General features: G+C 55.8%; 21 protein-coding genes and 2 tRNA genes. 13 read left to right on the top strand and 10 right to left on the bottom strand.

What is annotated here, in order from left to right; all coding sequences use genetic code 11:
• The coding region (locus OA90_RS29010) for a late control D family protein (RefSeq protein ID WP_068412395.1) at nt 1-912 on the top strand (912 nt) is incomplete at its 5' end.
• A 113-nt stretch (nt 913-1,025) separates the two neighbouring features.
• Here the strand turns inward: OA90_RS29010 and OA90_RS13495 are convergent.
• Complete coding sequence (locus OA90_RS13495) at nt 1,026-1,604, bottom strand: GNAT family N-acetyltransferase (protein WP_068412272.1); 579 nt, start codon at nt 1,602-1,604, stop codon at nt 1,026-1,028.
• 412 nt (nt 1,605-2,016) lie between these two features.
• Here OA90_RS13495 and OA90_RS13490 point away from each other — a divergent pair, with 412 nt between their 5' ends.
• The 6 genes from OA90_RS13490 (at nt 2,017) to OA90_RS13465 (ending at nt 4,649) form a co-directional block, all read left to right on the top strand.
• Nucleotides 2,017-2,742, top strand: coding sequence for a peptidoglycan-binding protein (locus OA90_RS13490; protein WP_068412265.1), 726 nt, complete (start codon nt 2,017-2,019; stop codon nt 2,740-2,742).
• 12 nt (nt 2,743-2,754) lie between these two features.
• A complete protein-coding gene (locus OA90_RS13485; RefSeq protein WP_068412262.1) occupies nt 2,755-2,973 on the top strand; it encodes a hypothetical protein in 219 nt (72 codons plus the stop codon).
• A complete protein-coding gene (locus OA90_RS13480; RefSeq protein WP_068412259.1) occupies nt 2,973-3,323 on the top strand; it encodes a hypothetical protein in 351 nt (116 codons plus the stop codon). Before OA90_RS13485 ends, OA90_RS13480 begins: the two co-directional genes overlap by 1 nt.
• Entirely contained in the window at nt 3,262-3,561 is a 300-nt protein-coding gene (locus OA90_RS13475; RefSeq protein ID WP_156510483.1) for a hypothetical protein, read from the top strand. The genes OA90_RS13480 and OA90_RS13475 overlap by 62 nt, the downstream gene beginning before the upstream one ends.
• A complete protein-coding gene (locus tag OA90_RS13470; protein WP_068412250.1) occupies nt 3,558-3,899 on the top strand; it encodes a hypothetical protein in 342 nt (113 codons plus the stop codon). Before OA90_RS13475 ends, OA90_RS13470 begins: the two co-directional genes overlap by 4 nt.
• A gap of 132 nt (nt 3,900-4,031) precedes the next feature.
• Nucleotides 4,032-4,649 (top strand): uracil-DNA glycosylase family protein, encoded by a 618-nt coding sequence (locus OA90_RS13465; protein ID WP_068412249.1) that lies wholly within the window; start codon nt 4,032-4,034, stop codon nt 4,647-4,649.
• A 141-nt stretch (nt 4,650-4,790) separates the two neighbouring features.
• Here OA90_RS13465 and OA90_RS13460 read toward each other — a convergent pair whose 3' ends face one another.
• Together OA90_RS13460 and OA90_RS13455 are read right to left on the bottom strand one after the other, a co-directional pair.
• The gene (locus OA90_RS13460; RefSeq protein ID WP_068412247.1) at nt 4,791-5,234 is read right to left on the bottom strand and encodes a GNAT family N-acetyltransferase; all 444 of its coding nucleotides are present in this window, start codon (nt 5,232-5,234) and stop codon (nt 4,791-4,793) included.
• Between the two features lie 138 nt (nt 5,235-5,372).
• On the bottom strand, nt 5,373-5,609 hold the full coding sequence (locus OA90_RS13455) for a hypothetical protein (RefSeq protein WP_068412244.1): 237 nt from the start codon (nt 5,607-5,609) through the stop codon (nt 5,373-5,375).
• A gap of 480 nt (nt 5,610-6,089) precedes the next feature.
• On the opposite strand from OA90_RS13455, the gene OA90_RS13450 reads away from it, so the two are divergent.
• Nucleotides 6,090-6,166, top strand: a tRNA-Pro gene (locus tag OA90_RS13450).
• A 180-nt stretch (nt 6,167-6,346) separates the two neighbouring features.
• Here OA90_RS13450 and OA90_RS13445 read toward each other — a convergent pair.
• Entirely contained in the window at nt 6,347-6,580 is a 234-nt protein-coding gene (locus OA90_RS13445) for a hypothetical protein (protein WP_068412239.1), read from the bottom strand.
• A gap of 438 nt (nt 6,581-7,018) precedes the next feature.
• Here OA90_RS13445 and OA90_RS13440 point away from each other — a divergent pair, with 438 nt between their 5' ends.
• Both OA90_RS13440 and OA90_RS13435 read left to right on the top strand, forming a co-directional pair.
• On the top strand, nt 7,019-7,324 hold the full coding sequence (locus OA90_RS13440; protein ID WP_068412236.1) for an ETC complex I subunit: 306 nt from the start codon (nt 7,019-7,021) through the stop codon (nt 7,322-7,324).
• A 144-nt stretch (nt 7,325-7,468) separates the two neighbouring features.
• Nucleotides 7,469-7,545 (top strand) — tRNA-Arg (locus tag OA90_RS13435).
• Between the two features lie 55 nt (nt 7,546-7,600).
• Here OA90_RS13435 and OA90_RS13430 read toward each other — a convergent pair.
• Nucleotides 7,601-8,749: an integrase core domain-containing protein gene (locus OA90_RS13430; RefSeq protein ID WP_208986118.1), complete on the bottom strand. Its 1,149-nt coding sequence runs from the start codon at nt 8,747-8,749 to the stop codon at nt 7,601-7,603.
• Nucleotides 8,750-8,995: 246 nt separating this feature from the next.
• Nucleotides 8,996-9,316 (bottom strand): hypothetical protein, encoded by a 321-nt coding sequence (locus OA90_RS13425; protein ID WP_208986117.1) that lies wholly within the window; start codon nt 9,314-9,316, stop codon nt 8,996-8,998.
• A gap of 113 nt (nt 9,317-9,429) precedes the next feature.
• Here OA90_RS13425 and OA90_RS13420 point away from each other — a divergent pair, with 113 nt between their 5' ends.
• Complete coding sequence (locus OA90_RS13420; RefSeq protein ID WP_068412227.1) at nt 9,430-11,424, top strand: BTAD domain-containing putative transcriptional regulator; 1,995 nt, start codon at nt 9,430-9,432, stop codon at nt 11,422-11,424.
• Here the strand turns inward: OA90_RS13420 and OA90_RS13415 are convergent.
• Both OA90_RS13415 and OA90_RS13410 read right to left on the bottom strand, forming a co-directional pair.
• Nucleotides 11,416-11,703: a hypothetical protein gene (locus OA90_RS13415; RefSeq protein WP_068412222.1), complete on the bottom strand. Its 288-nt coding sequence runs from the start codon at nt 11,701-11,703 to the stop codon at nt 11,416-11,418. The genes OA90_RS13420 and OA90_RS13415 overlap by 9 nt on opposite strands.
• Nucleotides 11,704-11,778: 75 nt before the next feature.
• On the bottom strand, nt 11,779-12,069 hold the full coding sequence (locus OA90_RS13410; protein ID WP_068412220.1) for a hypothetical protein: 291 nt from the start codon (nt 12,067-12,069) through the stop codon (nt 11,779-11,781).
• A 270-nt stretch (nt 12,070-12,339) separates the two neighbouring features.
• On the opposite strand from OA90_RS13410, the gene OA90_RS28015 reads away from it, so the two are divergent.
• A complete protein-coding gene (locus OA90_RS28015) occupies nt 12,340-13,734 on the top strand; it encodes a YcaO-like family protein (RefSeq protein WP_156510482.1) in 1,395 nt (464 codons plus the stop codon).
• 294 nt (nt 13,735-14,028) lie between these two features.
• On the opposite strand, the gene OA90_RS13400 is transcribed toward OA90_RS28015, so the two are convergent.
• Nucleotides 14,029-14,577, bottom strand: a complete 549-nt coding sequence (locus tag OA90_RS13400) for a CAP domain-containing protein (RefSeq protein WP_068412214.1) — start codon at nt 14,575-14,577, stop codon at nt 14,029-14,031.
• Nucleotides 14,577-15,413 (bottom strand): phosphodiesterase, encoded by an 837-nt coding sequence (locus tag OA90_RS13395; RefSeq protein ID WP_068412211.1) that lies wholly within the window; start codon nt 15,411-15,413, stop codon nt 14,577-14,579. The genes OA90_RS13400 and OA90_RS13395 overlap by 1 nt, the downstream gene beginning before the upstream one ends.
• A 167-nt stretch (nt 15,414-15,580) precedes the next feature.
• On the opposite strand from OA90_RS13395, the gene OA90_RS13390 reads away from it, so the two are divergent.
• The gene (locus tag OA90_RS13390) at nt 15,581-17,440 is read left to right on the top strand and encodes a glycosyltransferase family 39 protein (RefSeq protein ID WP_082837032.1); all 1,860 of its coding nucleotides are present in this window, start codon (nt 15,581-15,583) and stop codon (nt 17,438-17,440) included.
• Nucleotides 17,441-17,546: the final 106 nt, after the last annotated feature.

The following is a 17,546-nucleotide window of genomic DNA, read 5'->3' as shown; positions in this document are numbered from 1 at the left end:
TCGTCTGACAGTTGCTCGCTCAGGATGGACGACACCGGCGGTGCGATCCGGCTTCCTCAGCCGGGAGGGAGCGTGCTGGTGCGCCTGAATGGTGTCCAGGTATTCGCCGGCATCATCGACAGCGTGAAATCCTCCGGCTCCCGGTCTTCCGGGCGTTCGCTCTCGGTGTCCGCCAAGGGGTTCGATGTCAGCGGCAAGGCGAAGGAGCCACAACGCATCCACCAGGACGAAGGTACGGTGGGCGGTTTCCTGAAGACGGTCGCCAAGAAGGCCGGCTTCGACATGAAGATCGATCCCGCRCTCGGGAATATCGTGCGCGACTATATCGCAGCGGATGGCGAGAGCCTGTTGCACCTTGGCGAGAAGCTCGCGCGTGAACTCGGCGGCACCTTCAAGCTCCGGGAAAACATTGCGGTCCTTGCCAAGCACGGCGGGGAATTCGGCCTTCCATTAATCACCGGCCTGTTCAACACAGGGGGCAGCGGCGACCTCATTTCGTGGGACATCGAGCCGGTCTCGACCCGGCCGGTCTTTAAGGAAATCGCGGTGCCTTACTTCGACCGGAAGAAAGGCCTGCCGATGGATTTCAGGACGGAGAGCGGCGCCGCCGGAGAGAAGGCCAGGGCCGTCAATCTGGTGCGATCCATCGCGCGCGATGAAAACCATGCAAGGGAAATCGCCGAGGGCCGCAAGCAGCAGATCGAGCGGGAAGGTGGCAAGGGCAGGGTGACATTGAACCTGACACCTGAAGCGCAGGCCGAGGCGCTGTTTCAACTGCGCGGCACAAGGGCGGGCGTTGACGGCACCTATCGGATTGTTGGCGTCACCCACAAAGCCAGCCGATCCGGCGGTGCGACGACGGATCTGGATCTGCAACAGCCGCAGGACGGGGCAGGGACGGACGGTAGGTAGGGCCTTCAGTCAATTTGCGATTGTGGCCCGGAGCTGCCGTTCGAGCCATTTGCGGCGAATGGCAGAAAGGAGCCCAGGGTCACGGATGCTGCTCAGCGCGTTGAAGGAAGAAGCTACCTCATCCCAGACGATCGACCGTTGGCGTTTCGGCTTCTCTCACGCCACCGTTGCGCATCCATAGCATAGCAAACGTGGTTTACCCATCTGTCATAGAGCCATTCAGCCCTTTGAGATATGCCCTCTGACACCAGGCCAAGTCTCTCGCAAACCTTACGACTGCGGATATTTCCTTCGGCGACTGGTATCCAAACTTTTTCAAGGCTCAGCTTGTCAAAGGCGTAGCCGATGAAAAAGGATGTGCATTGAGAAATTATGCCGTTCCCCTGACAATCTTCTGACAGCCAATACCCAATAACAACTGATTGTTCTTGCTTGTTAATCTCGTGAAAACCGCACATCCCAACAAGACTGTCTTTCCAGTAAACCCCACATGCAAAACCCAAATCGGCATTTTTTTGGCCATGGATGCTTTCGATAAACTTCCGAGAATGATCTGGCGAACAGTTTCTGTCGAGCCAAGGCAACCAACTCCGCAAAAAATCACGGTTGGCATCAACAACCCGAAACAAGTCCTCAGCGTCTGACCGCTGGAGGAATTTCAAAAATAAATCGGGCGCGATATCGAACTTCATTCTGCAGATATATGGCTCCTAATCGGCCACGTAAAGACATTCAAAGATTGGAAAACAACGACAGGGTTGTCAGCATTCCGTCCGTTCAATGATGCTTGCTGGCTGCTCCTGCAGCGAAGGTCTGCTCCATCCGTTGCTCGTTCAGTATGGGACCGCCGCCCGGCTGGTAGATTCCAAGACTTTGCAAATGTCACTATCTGCGCACAGCCGACTTTGGTAGCCACCGAAGCGAATAACCGCTTCCCGCCCAAGTTTAACATAAAGCGCCCTGCCGCAGTTGTCCCGGACAGGCTCAATCCGGCCACGAACCACGGCGCGGGACCCGACGCCCGCTGACCTGAACCGAACACTCAGTTTCCACCGACCCGCCCATCGAGGCGGGTTTTTTCATGCCCAAACGAAGGAGGGCGGAATGTCCAGTTTGTCTTTTGAAATGTGGTTGCAGAGCCGATTGACGGCGCATGGTTTTGCCTGCGGTGAAATCGATGGCAAAATTGGTCCGAAAACCCTGCATGCCTTGCGCGGTTTCCAGACCGCCCGGGGGCTGCCGATAACCTCGCAGGCGGACAAGGCGACGGTGGCCGCACTGAAGGCGGCCGCCTCGCGCGTTCCGGTCGAGGTGAGCGGGTTCATTCCGGATCGCGACAGCGACCTGCCCGACGATCGCCGCAAGACCATCTGGCCACGCCAGAAAGACGTCCTTTCGTTTTACGGGGCGGTCGGCACCGGCCAGACGCGTGTCGAGGTTCCCTGGGGCATGCGCCTTGCCTGGGACCTGGACGTGCCGGTGCGCACGATCACTCTTCACAGCAAGGTGGCGGCTTCCGCCGAACGCGCGCTTCACAAGATCCACGGGCTCTATTCAGACCGGGAGATCAAGGATCTCGGTCTGGATCTTTTCGGTGGCTCTTTGAACGTGCGCCGCATGCGCGGCGGCAGCCGCTATTCCATGCATTCCTGGGGCATTGCCATCGACTTCGATCCGGAGCGCAACCGCCTTTCCTGGAAGCGGCCTCGGGCGCGCCTGTCGCTCGACGACGCCATTCCGTTCTGGCGCGCATGGGAAGCAGAGGGCTGGGTCTCGCTCGGCCGCACCGCCAATTTCGACTGGATGCACGTCCAGGCGGCCCGTCTCTAAAGGAGATTTCCGATGGTCAAGACATACAAGCGGGAAACCGCATGGGCCTTGCTGGCCGCTCTGCTCATGCTTTGCAGCTTCGATCTGTGGAGCGGCGGCGGCAGCGCGGCGCGCTATTGGGCGGAGCTGCTGACGACACCGGTTTTTCTGTTCGCCGGCGGGGCCTTCGGCCTCGATGTCGTTACCAAGCAATGGCCGAAGAAGCCCCGCCAACCGCAGGACTACGGCTGATGTTCGCCGCCCTCAGCTGGTTCTGGACATCCAGAACCGGCGCCATTCTGACCGCCTTTGCGGCAGTCGGGCTGGCGCTTTTCACCTGGCACACGTTCGACAAGTCGAGTGCCGTGCGCGCGGCCGTTTCCTCTTATGTCGCCGATGTTGAACTGGCCGCGGCCGAGGCCGAGCTGGCCGTACTCAAGCGCCGCACCGCCGCTTTGGAAACCGCAAACTTCTCCTTTCAGCAACAACTGACGGAGTCCGAAGCCCTGCGCACCCAACAAGCCCTGGAGCTGGATGATTATGTTTCGACTGTTGATGCTGTTGTCGATCGGCCTCTTCTTGAGCGCCTGTCAAACCGATAGGGACCGGGCAAAGCAGGCCGGGGCCAGATTGGGCGAGGCCGCGGCGAAAACTGCGCCGCCGGATCTTCCCTCCGATTGCCGCAAGCGTGAGCGCTCCGGCGTTTACCTCGGCGATCCGCTGGATCTGGCGCTGATCAAGACCGACCAGGCGCTTGGCCGCGCCAACAGCCGGATCGCGCGTTGCGCGGACTGGCACGACACATACCGGCAGCAATTTGGGGGAAGGGGCCACCAATGAGAGAACTTATGGACGGACTTTGGCATTGGTTCTGGCAGTTGCCTTTGACCAAGATCACCGCGATCAGCGCGTTCGCGGTCATCGGTGCTGCCTTGCCGAAGGATATTTCCGCGCGCGACCGGCTGATGACGTTTTTCGTCGGCTTCATGGCCGCGCTGGTGTTCGGCGATCCAGTGCGCAGCCTGTTTGGGTTTGGCGAGGAATGGGCCTACGGCATGGCCGGCATCCTGGCGATGGCCGGCCGGAACATCGCGGTGTTTATCCTGCGTGCCAGCCGGGATCCGAAGACATTCGCGCAAGATGTGTTGGAGATCTGGCGGGGAGTGCCGAGAAAGTAGTGAGCCCGATTGACCGAACTGGAACATCCAGCTCAGGGCCGACATTCTTGAGGCTTGCAGCGAAGCTCCCCTTTCGGTCATTTGTGTATTGTGCAGCATGAGGACAACTTTACAACCACAGGCACGATCTCAATGAATTTCAGGGGCCGGATCGAAGAAGCATATCAACGGAGTGGAAACACCCTTGGGTGGCGCTTTCTCTACAGCCCTTCCGAAACTCTAGCGGGAGCCCCAGTAGCATTCATAGGCCTGAATCCCGGAGGTTCGGTCGAAGAAGATATGCACGGCGCATACGCAATGAAGCGAGGAAGTGCCTATAGTCATGAAAGCTGGGCCGGATGCGCACCTAGCCAGCACCAGCTACAAAAGCAGGTCTTGTCCCTCTTCGCCAGGCTCGAAATAGAGCCAGAAGACGTCTTGGCCGGAAACCTCGTCCCGTTCCGCTCGCGAGACTGGAAAAGTCTGACAAACCGAAAGCAATCTGTTCAGTTCGGGAAAGAGCTTTGGACAGAAGTGCTACAAACGTCACAGCCATCGCTGATTGTTACAATGGGCGCACTGACCACCAATATCCTATCAGAATTGCTCAACATTCGCCACTTGGAGAAGCACCCAACCGGCTGGGGCAAAGTGTCTGCGTTCCGTGGCGAGTTTGAAGGAGGCCGCCTAGTCGGACTGCCGCATCTGTCGAGGTTTGGCATCATGACCCGACCTCAAAGCTCGGTCTTTACTGACAGGCTGCTCACTTGACCTGAATGGCCAGCTCTTGGCGGCTCGAGCCTTTGAATGGGCAGTGTCCCTGCGAGGGAATGTCGGCCCATTGTTGCCGTTGGTGACGCGGCCACCGAAAATCAACTTTCCAGATATTGTATTAGAGACCTGTCGCAAAAATCAGGATTTGCGCGACGAACGATAGATCGCTGGAAACAAGCCATCCGCATCTAGCTCCGGCAGTATCTCGAAACCACAGCGGCGGCTGACGGCGAGGCTGGCCACATTGTCCGGCTCTATGCGTCCTTCCAGGATCGCATAGGCACGTCCAGGCCCTGACAGAAACGCCCTCATAACCGCCGTTCCGAACCCCTGGCCCCTGAGATCAGGACGCACGGCAAGGTCAAGATAGCCTCGCTCTGAATCCTCTCGGTCAACCTGCATCACGGCAAACATTTTCCCGGCATCCAGCGCCATCCAGCATAGAGCGGCGGCCCCAGCGTCCACATAGGCGAACCATTCATCGGTTGGAAATGACAGCCGGCGTGATAGCTCTGCATCCTCAAACCATGTGCGGAGTTCGGGAAGGTCATCGCGCGTAAGGGGGCGAAAAATGATCTGCATTTATGGTTCGTAAAACTCTCGATTAGAGTTTCTATTTTGCGTCGTCGCAAAATGGGTAGTTTTACAACGATCACACTGACATTTTCCACATAGCCGCTATTTGTGCAAACCGCAGCAAATGAGCGCTTTCCGCCCGTTCTAGCCGCGATTGTCTCGCGGTGCAGTCGTGGCTGGTTTGCAGTGAAAGTGGTATCTGTCACCGGTGAGCTTTTCCGCCAGGTCGTCGATCGCTTCCATGACATATCCGGCTTTCCGATACTCCATTGAGCCAATCTTCGCCTCTCGCGACAGTTGCACAGCGCCGTCGCGGCCAAGCGCGAGCTTTTCCAATATCTGATCCGTCTTGATGTGTCCGCGGCCGCTTCTGCGTGACATGTCTGGTCACCGCCTGTTTGTTTCAGTTTCCTTGTCATAGGAACAAAGAGTGAACGAGGCAAGCAGGTGACCGATCAAATCTTCCCGCAAGAATGACGCGGGAGATCCGGAGCGTTGCAGCGCTCCGGACTGCCGGCCACAATCCGCCAAGACTATACGCCGGCCGATGTCACTATCGCATTCCATCGCCCCCCGCGATCAGGCCCGAAGGCCTGATACAGCAGTTCTATCGATACGGGAGTTACCTGTGACCCAAGCGTGAAACGAAGAAAAAGAAAGGTATTTGACCATGTTTTGTCCCCCACTTGGTTTTCACGGAATTTCACGCCAAACCAAGCTAAGAAGAACGCATCATGAACATATTTCGGGACTATTTCGGGACTCATATGTCCAGAACTGTCCACAGGAGCTACAAATTCCGGGTTTGTTCTCACTTGACGCCAGCCATAAACGCCTATAAATCCAAGCAAATCAACGGATCGGGGCATAGCGCAGCCTGGTAGCGCATCTGGTTTGGGACCAGAGGGTCGCAAGTTCGAATCTTGCTGCCCCGACCAAAATTTCCAAAATTTTTCAGACTTGTAGCCGGTTTTTAACCGCGAGGTCGTTGGGTCTGCGTTTGGCGGAAACTGCCGGAAACGGCATGGTCACGTTTGCCCAAGGTGCGCAGAGAGGCGTCCGGAAAGAACCCGCGCTCGGTCTTTATAATGCGAGCTTGAGATTGCAGGGTTTGGAAATTACCGGTCGAACGCCTTCAGCAGCAGTGACATGACATTCATGAACTCGTCACGTTTGTCAGGCGTCAGGTCCGCAGGATCCGAGACGGCGTAGTCCAGCGTCAGGATCATTTCCCACATTTCAGTGAGATTTGCTGCATCGATGGCTGTTTTCAGATTTTCCGGCTCGACAGCAGTTGGCTGAACGTGTTCCGGAACATAGGCCCCTAAGCCCTTTATGGATCCATAATGCATGAACGGGTCTTACTCGTTGTTGTTCCGGACATCTTCGGGATCGAATGTCAGATAAATCCCTCAGTTTCTCATTCCAAATCAATTATATAGCTCTGACGCATCTTAATCGGTGTTCATTGAGCACAGATTAAGATGCGTCAGTCATTCGGGCAACCGAAACCCTGTTTCCTTCATATGCAGAACTGACACGCGTCCTTTAGGCATATAACGATCGAGAGCTAATAGCATAGGTTGCAAATAGGTGCCATGGCGAATTTTGGTCTATAAACAGCCACTGGAAAACACCGTTAATACAAACTTTTTTTATTGTTTGCATGCAAGATGAGACGTTCGTTCGTCGGCAGGATCGAGAACGGTGTTGACTTCCGCCGAAAAGGCGGGAAAAAGCTCTGGTCTAGGTAGTCAATCTCCGGGACCTTGAATGAGGGGCAAAGAATCATGGTTGCGCGCATTTACCGTCCGGCAAAAACCGCCATGCAATCCGGCAAGGCAAAGACCCACCGCTGGGTGCTGGATTACGAGCCGGAGTTGGCCAAGTCTGTTGAACCTTTGATGGGCTATACCTCATCCGCCGACATGAAACAGCAGATTCGTCTGTTCTTCGAAACCCAGGAAGAAGCCGTCGCCTATGCACGCCGGCATCGTATTCCATACAGGGTGGAAAAGGCTCAGGAACGCAAAGTGCGCGGCTCGGCCTATGCGGACAACTTCAAGTTCAACCGGGTCGCTCCCTGGACACACTGAACGAAGAGAATGGGATTGCCTCTGTCCGAAGTTCTCGGCTCCTGCCGGAATTGATTGTTGAAACGCGTTTTCCCGGATCGACACGGCCACTTTTTATGATGCATTAAATGGCAGCGGCAAGGAACTAACATCCAGGTTAAATCAGGCCCCGTAGCTCAGCTGGATAGAGCGCTCGCCTTCTAAGCGAATGGTCACAGGTTCGAATCCTGTCGGGGTCGCCACTTTTTTCAGGTCCATTCTCGTCACATGGTTTACATTTGATACCGGAGAGACAATTTACCCTCTCTCCGGTGTGAATGGGTTGATTGCCGGTTCGACGCGGTTCTCTTTATCGTCGAAGAAACCCAGATCATAATCGAGGAATGAGACGAGCCAGATTTTGTCGTCGACTTCCCGAAGTCCCAGGATCTGGCCTGAGAAGACCTGGCTGAGATTGATCTTCCGCTTTCCAATACAGATGCGACCGCAACGGGTGACGCGCACGGTGCGATCATGGAAGGGGTATTCCGGTTCACGGGGCGGTTCGTAGAGACGGGCCGAAGGTGTATAGATGTCTCCGGGATACGCCCCAGCAAGGCCTTGGTGGGGGCGTTCATTGTTGTAAACCCTCATGAAGCGGTCGAAACGTTCCTGCTGCTGGAGAAAGTTGAAGGCGGCAGGTTTTGCCGTTTCCCTCTTCAGCGTCAGATGCATGCGCTCGTGTCGGCCGTTCTGCTGCGGACAGCCGGGTTTGATGCGCTCGATCCGGATTCCCAGGCGCAGCCACCACACGGACAGCTTGCTCAGTCCGAATTGCGCATTCGGACTGGCAAAGGGTACGCCGTTGTCGGTCCGTATGGCTGCGGGAAGCCCGAACTCCTTGAACACGCGCTCAAAAACGGCGAAGGCGAAGTCGGATTTGGTGCAGGTCAATCCCTCACATGCCAGCAAATAACGTGACCTGTAGTCGGTGATCGTCAGTGGATAGCAATACTGCCGGTTACCCAGCTTGAACTCTCCCTTGTAATCGGCGCACCACAGCCCGTTCGCCTCCTGTGCGTCACGAAGCTCGGTTCCCCGCGCCTTGTAGCGGCGGCGTTTGCGGCGCTGGACCAGGCCGTGACGGTCGAGCACCGCATGAACCGTACTGATCGCCGGGGCCTTGAACATAGGGTAGTGCCGGATCAGTTTGTCACGAATCTTCGGCGCACCCCAGGATGGATGCTCGCGCTTGAGACCCAGAATGCACCGCTCTATCTGGAAGGGAAGCTTGTTGGCCTGACGATAGGGACGCCGGCTCCGGTCATTGAGGCCGTCAAGGCCACATTCCTTGTAACGCTCAAAAATCTTGTACCCCGTGACACGCGAAATGCCGAACTCACGGCACAACGGCACCATCTTCTCACCTTCAAGAAGACGGGCAACAAAGCGTAGTCGTTCATCCATGGCTCTACACTCTTTCCGAGGCATTCGGGCCTCCCCAAATGCGAAATGTGTAAACCATGTGATCGGAATGAAATGTCAGCTATCTCTCAAGAAGATCATCAGACTCATTGCTGCAGGCGGAACGACCGGATTTTGTAAAGCTTCGAACAGTGCGGATCTTTGCCCTGGTCAAGAAAAAACCGGCTCTCCGAAATTGAAAGAGCCGGCTGGTTCTAATTGAAACTTCCTGAGTACCTGTCGGCGCTGTCAGGCAGAATCAGATTTCGAGGAAATGTTCTGCTGGCCGACCATGAGCGGGGTGATCTTGGTCTTGAGGATCATATCGAGATCCTCTGTCCCGTCTTCCAGAGACTGGAGTGCCATATCGAGGAAGTAGGAGCAGAACGTCCGGCCGTCCTTGTCCGATTCTTTTCTGGTATAGCGAATCATCCGCTTGATCGCTTCGATTGCCGGTTCTTGTAGCGATTCCGCAGGAATCGGTTTGTCGACTGTCTTAGACATAATACTACCCACCAGTAATAGTTTACCGATTGCAGCGACGCTGCTGTGACCATCCGCAAAAATCATGCTGTTGCGGCGTGAAAGGAGCGTGATAAGGTGCTGTTGTGTTTCCGGTTTCGTGATATTCGCGGTTGCGTTATCAACTTGACGGAAATGTGCAATTCAATTGCGGGGAATTGATGGCAAACGCGTTTTGCTTCGCTTGCTTGGGTCGGCCTTTGCTTTTAGGCAAAGGCCAGGAACCCGTTGCGGTAAAGACCCGTAAAGCGCTGGCAATATTGGGTTATTTGAGTCGAATGGGCGCCATGTCCGCCCAGCGGGAAGCCCTTGCCGATTTGTTGTGGAGTGGTTCCGACCACCACAAGGCCATGCAATCGCTGCGACAGGCGTTGCGCCAGCTGAAAACGGCGGAAGAGGAAGCCGGAATTGACGTCGTCATTTCGTCTCCCGGACACATCCAGCTCGACCAGGTGCTGTTTTCTTCGGATTTGATCAAGATGAAGGAGCTTCTGGAGCGTGGTAACGCGTCCGATTTCGAGGAGGCGAAGGAGCTCTGGCGCGGTGATTTTCTCAGCGGGTTCGAGGACATCGATCCGGATTTCTCCGATTGGCTGACGGTCGAACGTGAACGTGTCCGCTCGGAGGTGACAAGCGCCGCATTCCGGCATCTCAACCAGATTTCAGTTGAGGATGGTGGGCAGCAGGTGGAGGCTGGTGGTCGTTTTCTCCTGAAAATCGATCCGGCATTCGAATCTGCGCACCGAGTGCTTATACGCCTGTATCTGAAACTGGGTCAGCGCGACCGGGCCGAGGAACAGTTGCGAGCCTGTGAACGCGAAATGCGCTTGCATCTGGATGCCGAGCCCGAGGAAGAGACAAGAGCACTTTTATCAGAAGAGCATGTTGATGATTTTTCGTCTTCCGTATTCATGCGTATGGGAGATGTCGGTTCAGTACGAGGGGGACTTTCGAACAGCGAAGAAGTCGTTGGTCTTCCGGAAATTTCGATAGTTTCCTCATCACTTGGAAAACAGGGCCCGAATGACGCCGTCCATTTGAGAGAAGAAATCGTTTCCGGTCTTTCTTCCTTTCGGTCTTTTGACCTCTACGAGTCAGAATATTTCGGCGCCGAAAACGTTCCCAAGGCAACTCTCGTCAACGGAAATGACCTGGGCAGTTACCTTCTTCGTTTTCGTCACGATGAAAAATTCAATAAAATCGTTGTCCAATTTGAGGATCGAAGCAACGGGCAGATTGTTTTCAATGAGATTGTTGATCTCAATATGTGGAACGGAATCTCTCCCGTCGCGAGCCAAATTGTAAGCCGCATTAACATGCATTCCATTGGCAAACTTCGTAATCCTGCAAATACCGCGGTCTTTGCACGCTGGTGCCAGGCAGATGCTTTGATGTGGGACTTTACCCCGAAGTCCGATGAAAGAGCTTTGCGGATACTCGATGAAATTGAACGTCAGAACAGTTCATTCTCGATGATCTATTCTGGAAGAGCATCCATCATAATGAAGCGTGCGCTTCATTTTCCGCTACTTGATGATCAGCTTTCAGATGGAATGAATAATCTTCTCAGCCTGGCTGAGAGATCTATTATGCTCGATCCCTGGCAGGCCGTGAACCAGCGCATTTATGGATGGACGCTTATTTTGTCCAATATGCCCGAAGAGGCAAAACGGGCATTCCAGAATGCCGGCCGCTTGAGTTCGGCAGACCCGGCAAATCTGATGTCTGTAGCAGAGGGACTAGCATTTTCCGGCGATGTAAAAGAGGCGATCGCGACGGCTGAAAGGGCATTCGCGCTCGCCGCGTTTATCCCTCGAGTTTTTTATGAGTATCTGGCGAACATCTTTTTCGCGGCTGAGGATTATGAAAGCGCTATCACTCATATCGAAAGAGGTTCAGGTGTCGGCGTCAGCGGTCTCACAACACGTGTAGCGGCGTTGTTGTGCGCTGGCCGAAAAGATGAAGCACTTCAAACGCTTCATAGATACAGCGAACATCGCCATTCATTTCTGAGTAGCTCACCGGATATCACCAGTGATCCGGAGAACTGGAGAAAGAAAATAAACTTCTTTCAGGCCAACAAGGCGCGACAGGACTTTGATAAAGGCGCGGCTTTGGTACAGCGGTTTTTATTTTCAGGTTCCGGATCAGTTTAAGCTGAACATCTTCGATATTCCGGAAAGATACGTTTCGTTCGCGGAATTGATTTTGTTTTGGTTTAGACGGAAAGGCAGAGCCACGGCGTTGGGGGCTTCATTTCCGTCGACGACCTTGAACTCGACGAGTTCGGTCGTTTGCTGCGGGAGGCCAATGGCGGCTAACTCGTTTGACGGATTTTCTTGAAGCCTCTTCCGGAAATTTTCGTCAAGGGCTGCTCTGGCAATTAGTTTGCCTAGCTCTTTTACGTTTTTTTGGTAGTAAGGAAATCGGGCCATATTTATTACCTTCAATTCGATTGCCCGAGTCTCCGATAGGAAGGCTCGGGCAAATGGTCCGTGTACTGCCGCTTTTTACTCGGGAACATCCTCGTAGTAGCAGTTTCCAAGAGCGGCCTTGCCGAGTTCTTCAAAATAGGCTTCGTCGCCTGCGGCAACGCGTGCAGCATCAATACCGGCCGGAACAACCAGGTGAACCATGTCTGCGGTATCGGCAAAGATCGTGACGTCGGAAGCTGCTCCGACGGAGGCCAGGACTTCAGCCGGGTTTTCGATCAGCTGTGCACGGCTATCGGAATCCTGGATGATCGCACCAAGTTTCGCGCCAATTTCCATGTCTTTGTCATAAGTCTTTTGAGCGTGCATATTATGCCTCCATAAGTTAAGGTTGTATCGTGATTTAGCTGGTGATTGGATGGTCACCCGGCTAAACAGAAATAAGTCAAAAGTTAGTATATTAGTTACTTGTTTAACGTAATTACTACTCTTGACTGCTTTCACTACCAACGTAGAATGGGATTGGGGTTATTCTCAATAGTTGAGCGATTAATCTACGTAGGGTGCAATTGCAGGGTGAGCGTGAGTATTTTATGGTTACTTTCTTAAGGTTGCCGAGCTGTGCGTGAAGGGTCTTTGTTGCCGCCGCGTAATGAAAAAGGCCAAGTCAAACTCCCCGGAAACGTGGTTGCGGATCTCCTCAGAGCGGGCTTGCTTGTCGGCGAAGAGGGGACAGATCAACTGCGTATGGCTGACCGAAATCTGCCCCTCTTTCTGCCGTTGCTGACTTCTTTCGATGTGCGAATTGTGCCGGTGTCGATTGACACCTGCCCGGTGCGCTTCTGTTCCGGAATTTTAAAAGTGGCGTCCGACCTTCCTGGGTCTGAAGGCGGGATGGTGAGGTCTATTCCGGCGGGTGGGCAAGGACGAACATCCGCATCGGCAACTATTAGTTGCATTGGCGAGATCGCGGAGCGCTTAAGTCTTTACTCCGAAGGGAAAATGGACGCCCGAATTTTTATCAATGATAAATATCAACCTGTAGTTGGGTTGTCTCGGGTGCTCGGGTTTAGCCCAGCTCAGGAGCGGCGGTTGGCTCTCGAGCTCGGTGCGGAAGGGGGGCGGGGGCAGGAAGGGGCTCCGGATTGGAAAAAAATGTCGAATCGCCGAGTTGCCCTTACGCGTCTGGGCGGTTACGCGCACGATCAGGCTGTGGCTGAGTTTCCGAGTGCCGGGGTTTTGTTCAATGAAGCGGAGTGGGTTACAGGCGGGCGCATGTCGCTTGCTTCCAGTTCCGGGTGTGCGGTCTGGAGTGACCTTGAGGGCGCGCGCGAGCGAGCGCTGCTTGAGTTGGTTGAGCGCGATGCAGTCGCCCAGGCGTGGTACAACCGCTTGGGGATAACTTTACTCAAAGGGAGATACTTGACGGAAATTCTGCCCGGATACTTGTGTTCATTTTTGTCAGATCGTGCCCGGTCCTGGAGTGTAGGCATTGTTGATACGGATTTGGACGCCTTCGTGGTGTGCGCCATTTCCCATGAGTTCGACGGCCGCCGTGCGGCATTCGGCTCGTCGGCCGGCTGGGATCTTGCCTCGACCTGCGAAAGCGCACTTGAGGAAATGCTTCAGTCAGAATATTCCCTGGAACTTATGGAGAAGGCCTATCCGGATGCGGCAGCTCCCGGCGGAAAAACAGGTCCTTTGCCGCGGCAATTGGAATTCGCCAGAGAGCGATCGATACTTGAGGAAATGCCTTTGAAGGAGGCGCCCGTGGCACCTCCCGGAGACCTCGAAAAGGTCTTCACCTATGAAGCTTTGCTTCAGGGTTGCCTGGACAAGGGGATTGAGATCTGGGAGTTCGATGCAACGCGTTCGGACCTGAAGATTCCCTGCATCAAGCTTCTGTCGCCTGATTTGTGCGGTTGGGAGCCGCGTTTCGGCAAGCGCAGACTGTTCGAAGGCGTTGTCAAACGCGGTCTTCGCGCGACGCCGGGAACAGAAGCGGAATTTGAAGCCCGGCCGTTTCCATTCTGATTTTCCTCAGCCCCCATTCACCTCTCCGGAAATCAGCTGATGAAATCGGGTACATCTCTGAAAAACTGATAGGCCCCAGTCGATAATCTCGTCCATTCAGCAGCGAAAACATGGATGTGGCTCTGGCAGGTGCTTCCGGGCATCAGACGTTTGACAACGAATATGACGCGGGCTAGAAAATATGACGCTGATACTCAGGTATTGGGGCGTCAGGTGCTAGGATGATACTTGGTCATCCGATCTCTGGAAATGACTTCAGGCGGGGGAGACCCCGCTTTTTTTCGGGTTCATGCATCAACGCAGCGTCGGGCGGCCATCCGCGTAGGGCCTGGCAAGGGTCATCACCCAGAAATTTCGCCATTTCCCTGTGTTGCGATTGGTTCGCGCGATTCCGACACGCGTCACGTAGGGGTTGAGTAAATTCTTGTTGTGGCCTTCCGATCCCTGCCAGCCGCGGAAGGCGGCAGGGAGGTCCGCATAGCCCGCACCGAGATTTTCCGCCCCCGCGTAATTGGCGTAACCGGCCTTGTCGAGCCGTTGTGACAGGCCGAAGACACTGTGCGCCCAGGTGTCCATACTGTCGCGCTCGGCTATGTGCCGCGCCATCTTCCGAGATACAGCGTCCAGTTCCGGATCGTGCTGGAGAGCAGGAAGACCGTTTTCCTGCCGGTAGGAATTGATCATCGACAGCATTTGCGCCTCGTCGACAGTCTGATCTGTCAGAACCGTCTTGTCTTCCAGTTCTCCGCCGCCCGGCAGCGCACCGCATGCGGCAAGCAGCAAGGGGAACATGCAGAAAATCAGCGACGCCTGGAACCTTCGCGGGAGGGCCTGCACCGGCATCAGGTTTCATCCCCCGGCCAGACAACACCCTCGTCGGCAAAGAAATCATGCGGACCAGGGAAATTTTCCACATAGGACATATGGGAAACCACACCGGACTCCCGGGAATAATAGTGGAGAAAATAGGCGGCGGGTTCAAAGTTGAACTGAGCGGGACTGTTCTCCGTCAGATCCAGAACCACCTGGTGCCCGGTGCTTGGGGAAAGGGTCATGATCTTGCCTGCGAAACCGGCAATGATCGGCCGGTGCAAATGTCCGCAAATCAGTCTTTCCACGTGATTGTAGGGCGCTATCACCTCCGCAAGGGCAGGGGCATCGAGCAGTCCGATCCTGTCCATATGACTTATGCCTGAAATCGCCGGCGGGTGGTGGAGGGCGACAAGCGCAGGCTTGGCGTTATCGCGCAAGGTTGCATCCAGCCATGCAAGCTGATCGCTGCCGAGTTCGCCTTCAGGTCTTCCGGGAAGATGGGTATCGAGCGCGATCAGCTGCAGATCGCCAATATCGGCACGGTAGAAAATCTTGCCGTCGCCGCTCTCGGAAATGCCAGGAAAATCGTGCATTTCCCTGCGCATATCCGCACTGCCGTCATGATTACCCGGGATCATGTAGATCGGCAGATCCAGCCGCGAAAGAAGTTCACGCGCAACCGCGTATTCGCGCGGATCGCTCCGGTCGGTCAGGTCGCCGGTAATGACCAGGGCATCGGGGGTGGAGCTGAGGGCCCTGAGCGACCGCATTGCCCGTTCGGCAAACATGTTGGTATCGGAAACCCGGTAGCACGCGAGGCCTCTTGGGCGCAGGTGCAGATCCGTCATATGGGCAATCAAGGTCATTGGAATATCTCGGATGTAAAAGGGTGTTTCAGGACTGCGGACGATAGCCGAGCGAGCCGGCATGGCAAGCGGTTGTTTCCCTTTTTGTAAAGCTCATGTAGGAGATGTTCTCTGAAGACGGCGACCGGCTGGGGCAGGCTCAAGGCAGGTATCGGAAACTGGAATTGATGGCTGACAAAAGCGAAGAACACAATAAAGGTCCGCAGAACGAAGCGGCCGGGTCTGCAATTTCCAGCTCGGCCACCGGTTCTGCCGGTACGGAGCAGAAAGCCGGTCATGAGACCGGGGAAACGGGGGCACCGAACGCGCTGCGCAAGCCGGTCTGGCTTCGCATATTCGGGCATGACATCAGCGCTCCCTTTCTGCTGCTTTTGCTGTCTTTGCTTTTGTTCGTTCCGGGACAATGGACCGTGCCTCCGCTTGACCGGGATGAACCCCGCTTTACCCAGGCGACCAAACAGATGCTGGAAACGGGGGATTACATCGATATCCGTTTTCAGGAGCAGGCGCGTCACAAGAAACCTGTCGGCATATACTGGCTGCAGGCCGCGGCGGCGAAACTGACCGGGCAGGGGGCGGAGGCTCCGCTATGGGTATACCGGATGCCGTCGGTGATCGGCGCCGTGCTGAGTGTGCTGGCGGGTTTCTGGATGGCGCGCGCCTTCATGGGGCCTGCGGGCGCTTTGCTGGTCGGCGGGTTCATTGCCATGGCGATCATCGTTGGCGTCGAGGCCCGTCTGGCAAAGACTGATGCGGTCCTGCTTGCGACAATCATCATAGCGCAGGGAGCGCTTGCGCGCATCTGGTTGAAAGACCCGGGACGCCGATTGTGGGGGCTGAGTTTTCTCTTCTGGACGGCTCTCGCGGCAAGTGTGCTCGTCAAGGGGCCGGTCGGACCCATGGTTGTCGGCCTGACGGTCGCGGGCCTGATGATTGCCCGTCGGAAAGTCAAATGGTTCAAGGCTGCTTCGCCGCTTGTCGGTATTGTCTGGATGCTGCTCCTGGTGTCGCCCTGGTTCGTGGCCATATGGATCGCGACCGACGGCAGCTTTTTCACCGAGGCGATCGGCAAGGACCTGCTCGGGAAGGTTGGCCAGGGCCAGGAAGGGCACGGTGCGCCGCCACTGACGCATTTGGGCGCCATGTTCGGCGTCTTCTGGCCGCTGCCGGCATTTTTCCTGATTGCCCTGCCGCTGATCTGGCGTGAACGGGCCAGTCCACTGGTGTTATTCTCCGTCGCCTGGTTCGTTCCTGGCTGGATTGTCTTCGAACTGGTGTCGACCAAGCTGCCTCACTATACCATGCCGCTGCTGCCGGCTCTCGCGCTTCCCGTCGCCGCCGCATTGATCGACGGGGCGGGCACATATGCCAAAACCTGGGTCCGCTGGATCGCCGCAGTGCTGCTGGCGCTTCCAGTGGTCGGTCTCTCCGTCGCCGCCTTCGCGGGGCCTTTTGCACTCGGCATATGGCCGTCGCCGCCTGGAGTCGTTCTTGTGGCGATTGGCGCTGTATTCGTTGTTGCTGCGGCCACGCGGCTCTTGCGCGGCCCGGCGCTCCATGCGCTTCCTGCGGTTTCAATGGCCGCGATATGCGTTGCTGTCGGGGTCTGGGGCTTTGTGGGGCCGGCCCTGTCTCCGGTGTGGGTGAGTCCGCGTCTTGTTGCGGCCCTTGACGGAATTCACGGCTGCGCGCGGCAGGAAACCCGCCAGGTGGTCACATCGGGTTTTCACGAACCGAGCTTCATCTTTCTTGAAGGAACGGGCACCCGCATCATTTCATCGAAAGGCGCTGCGGAGTTTCTCGCCCGATCCGGAGATGCAGCTTCCGGTGATTGCCGTGTCGCGGCCATAGAAAGCCGGGAGGAACAGGCCTTTTTGGAGGCTGCCAAAGAGATTGGTCTTGTGCCGGAGGCTCGAAAAAGGGTAGACGGCCTGAACATCAACGGCGGTGATAAAGTCGATATCGCGCTTTATCAGAACGCCGGTTCGCTTACGGCTACGCAGGACGGCAATGACGAGCAGCGGTAAATTTGTCTGGCGCGCGCATGCGCGCATGCGCGGGAATATAAGGCGCGCCGCAATTCTGTTTGCCGGGCGCAAGGAACGTTCTCGGCACAACAGGGATCCTCTGCCC

The organism is Labrenzia sp. OB1, from assembly GCF_001624695.1.
In the GTDB taxonomy this organism is placed as follows: domain Bacteria; phylum Pseudomonadota; class Alphaproteobacteria; order Rhizobiales; family Stappiaceae; genus Roseibium.
Note: the sequence above shows the minus strand (reverse complement) of the source record. Positions and strands in the feature narration are given on the sequence as shown.

Excerpts from the sequence above, each read along its gene's own strand:
- OA90_RS13495 (WP_068412272.1), bottom strand. The coding sequence starts at position 1,604 with ATGAAGTTCGATATCGCGCCCGATTTATTTTTGAAATTCCTCCAGCGG.
- OA90_RS13490 (WP_068412265.1), top strand. The coding sequence starts at position 2,017 with ATGTCCAGTTTGTCTTTTGAAATGTGGTTGCAGAGCCGATTGACGGCG.
- OA90_RS13485 (WP_068412262.1), top strand. The coding sequence starts at position 2,755 with ATGGTCAAGACATACAAGCGGGAAACCGCATGGGCCTTGCTGGCCGCT.
- OA90_RS13480 (WP_068412259.1), top strand. The coding sequence starts at position 2,973 with ATGTTCGCCGCCCTCAGCTGGTTCTGGACATCCAGAACCGGCGCCATT.
- OA90_RS13475 (WP_156510483.1), top strand. The coding sequence starts at position 3,262 with ATGTTTCGACTGTTGATGCTGTTGTCGATCGGCCTCTTCTTGAGCGCC.
- OA90_RS13470 (WP_068412250.1), top strand. The coding sequence starts at position 3,558 with ATGAGAGAACTTATGGACGGACTTTGGCATTGGTTCTGGCAGTTGCCT.
- OA90_RS13465 (WP_068412249.1), top strand. The coding sequence starts at position 4,032 with ATGAATTTCAGGGGCCGGATCGAAGAAGCATATCAACGGAGTGGAAAC.
- OA90_RS13460 (WP_068412247.1), bottom strand. The coding sequence starts at position 5,234 with ATGCAGATCATTTTTCGCCCCCTTACGCGCGATGACCTTCCCGAACTC.
- OA90_RS13455 (WP_068412244.1), bottom strand. The coding sequence starts at position 5,609 with ATGTCACGCAGAAGCGGCCGCGGACACATCAAGACGGATCAGATATTG.
- OA90_RS13445 (WP_068412239.1), bottom strand. The coding sequence starts at position 6,580 with ATGCATTATGGATCCATAAAGGGCTTAGGGGCCTATGTTCCGGAACAC.
- OA90_RS13440 (WP_068412236.1), top strand. The coding sequence starts at position 7,019 with ATGGTTGCGCGCATTTACCGTCCGGCAAAAACCGCCATGCAATCCGGC.
- OA90_RS13430 (WP_208986118.1), bottom strand. The coding sequence starts at position 8,749 with ATGGATGAACGACTACGCTTTGTTGCCCGTCTTCTTGAAGGTGAGAAG.
- OA90_RS13425 (WP_208986117.1), bottom strand. The coding sequence starts at position 9,316 with ATGATTTTTGCGGATGGTCACAGCAGCGTCGCTGCAATCGGTAAACTA.
- OA90_RS13420 (WP_068412227.1), top strand. The coding sequence starts at position 9,430 with ATGGCAAACGCGTTTTGCTTCGCTTGCTTGGGTCGGCCTTTGCTTTTA.
- OA90_RS13415 (WP_068412222.1), bottom strand. The coding sequence starts at position 11,703 with ATGGCCCGATTTCCTTACTACCAAAAAAACGTAAAAGAGCTAGGCAAA.
- OA90_RS13410 (WP_068412220.1), bottom strand. The coding sequence starts at position 12,069 with ATGCACGCTCAAAAGACTTATGACAAAGACATGGAAATTGGCGCGAAA.
- OA90_RS13400 (WP_068412214.1), bottom strand. The coding sequence starts at position 14,577 with ATGCCGGTGCAGGCCCTCCCGCGAAGGTTCCAGGCGTCGCTGATTTTC.
- OA90_RS13395 (WP_068412211.1), bottom strand. The coding sequence starts at position 15,413 with ATGACCTTGATTGCCCATATGACGGATCTGCACCTGCGCCCAAGAGGC.
- OA90_RS13390 (WP_082837032.1), top strand. The coding sequence starts at position 15,581 with ATGGCTGACAAAAGCGAAGAACACAATAAAGGTCCGCAGAACGAAGCG.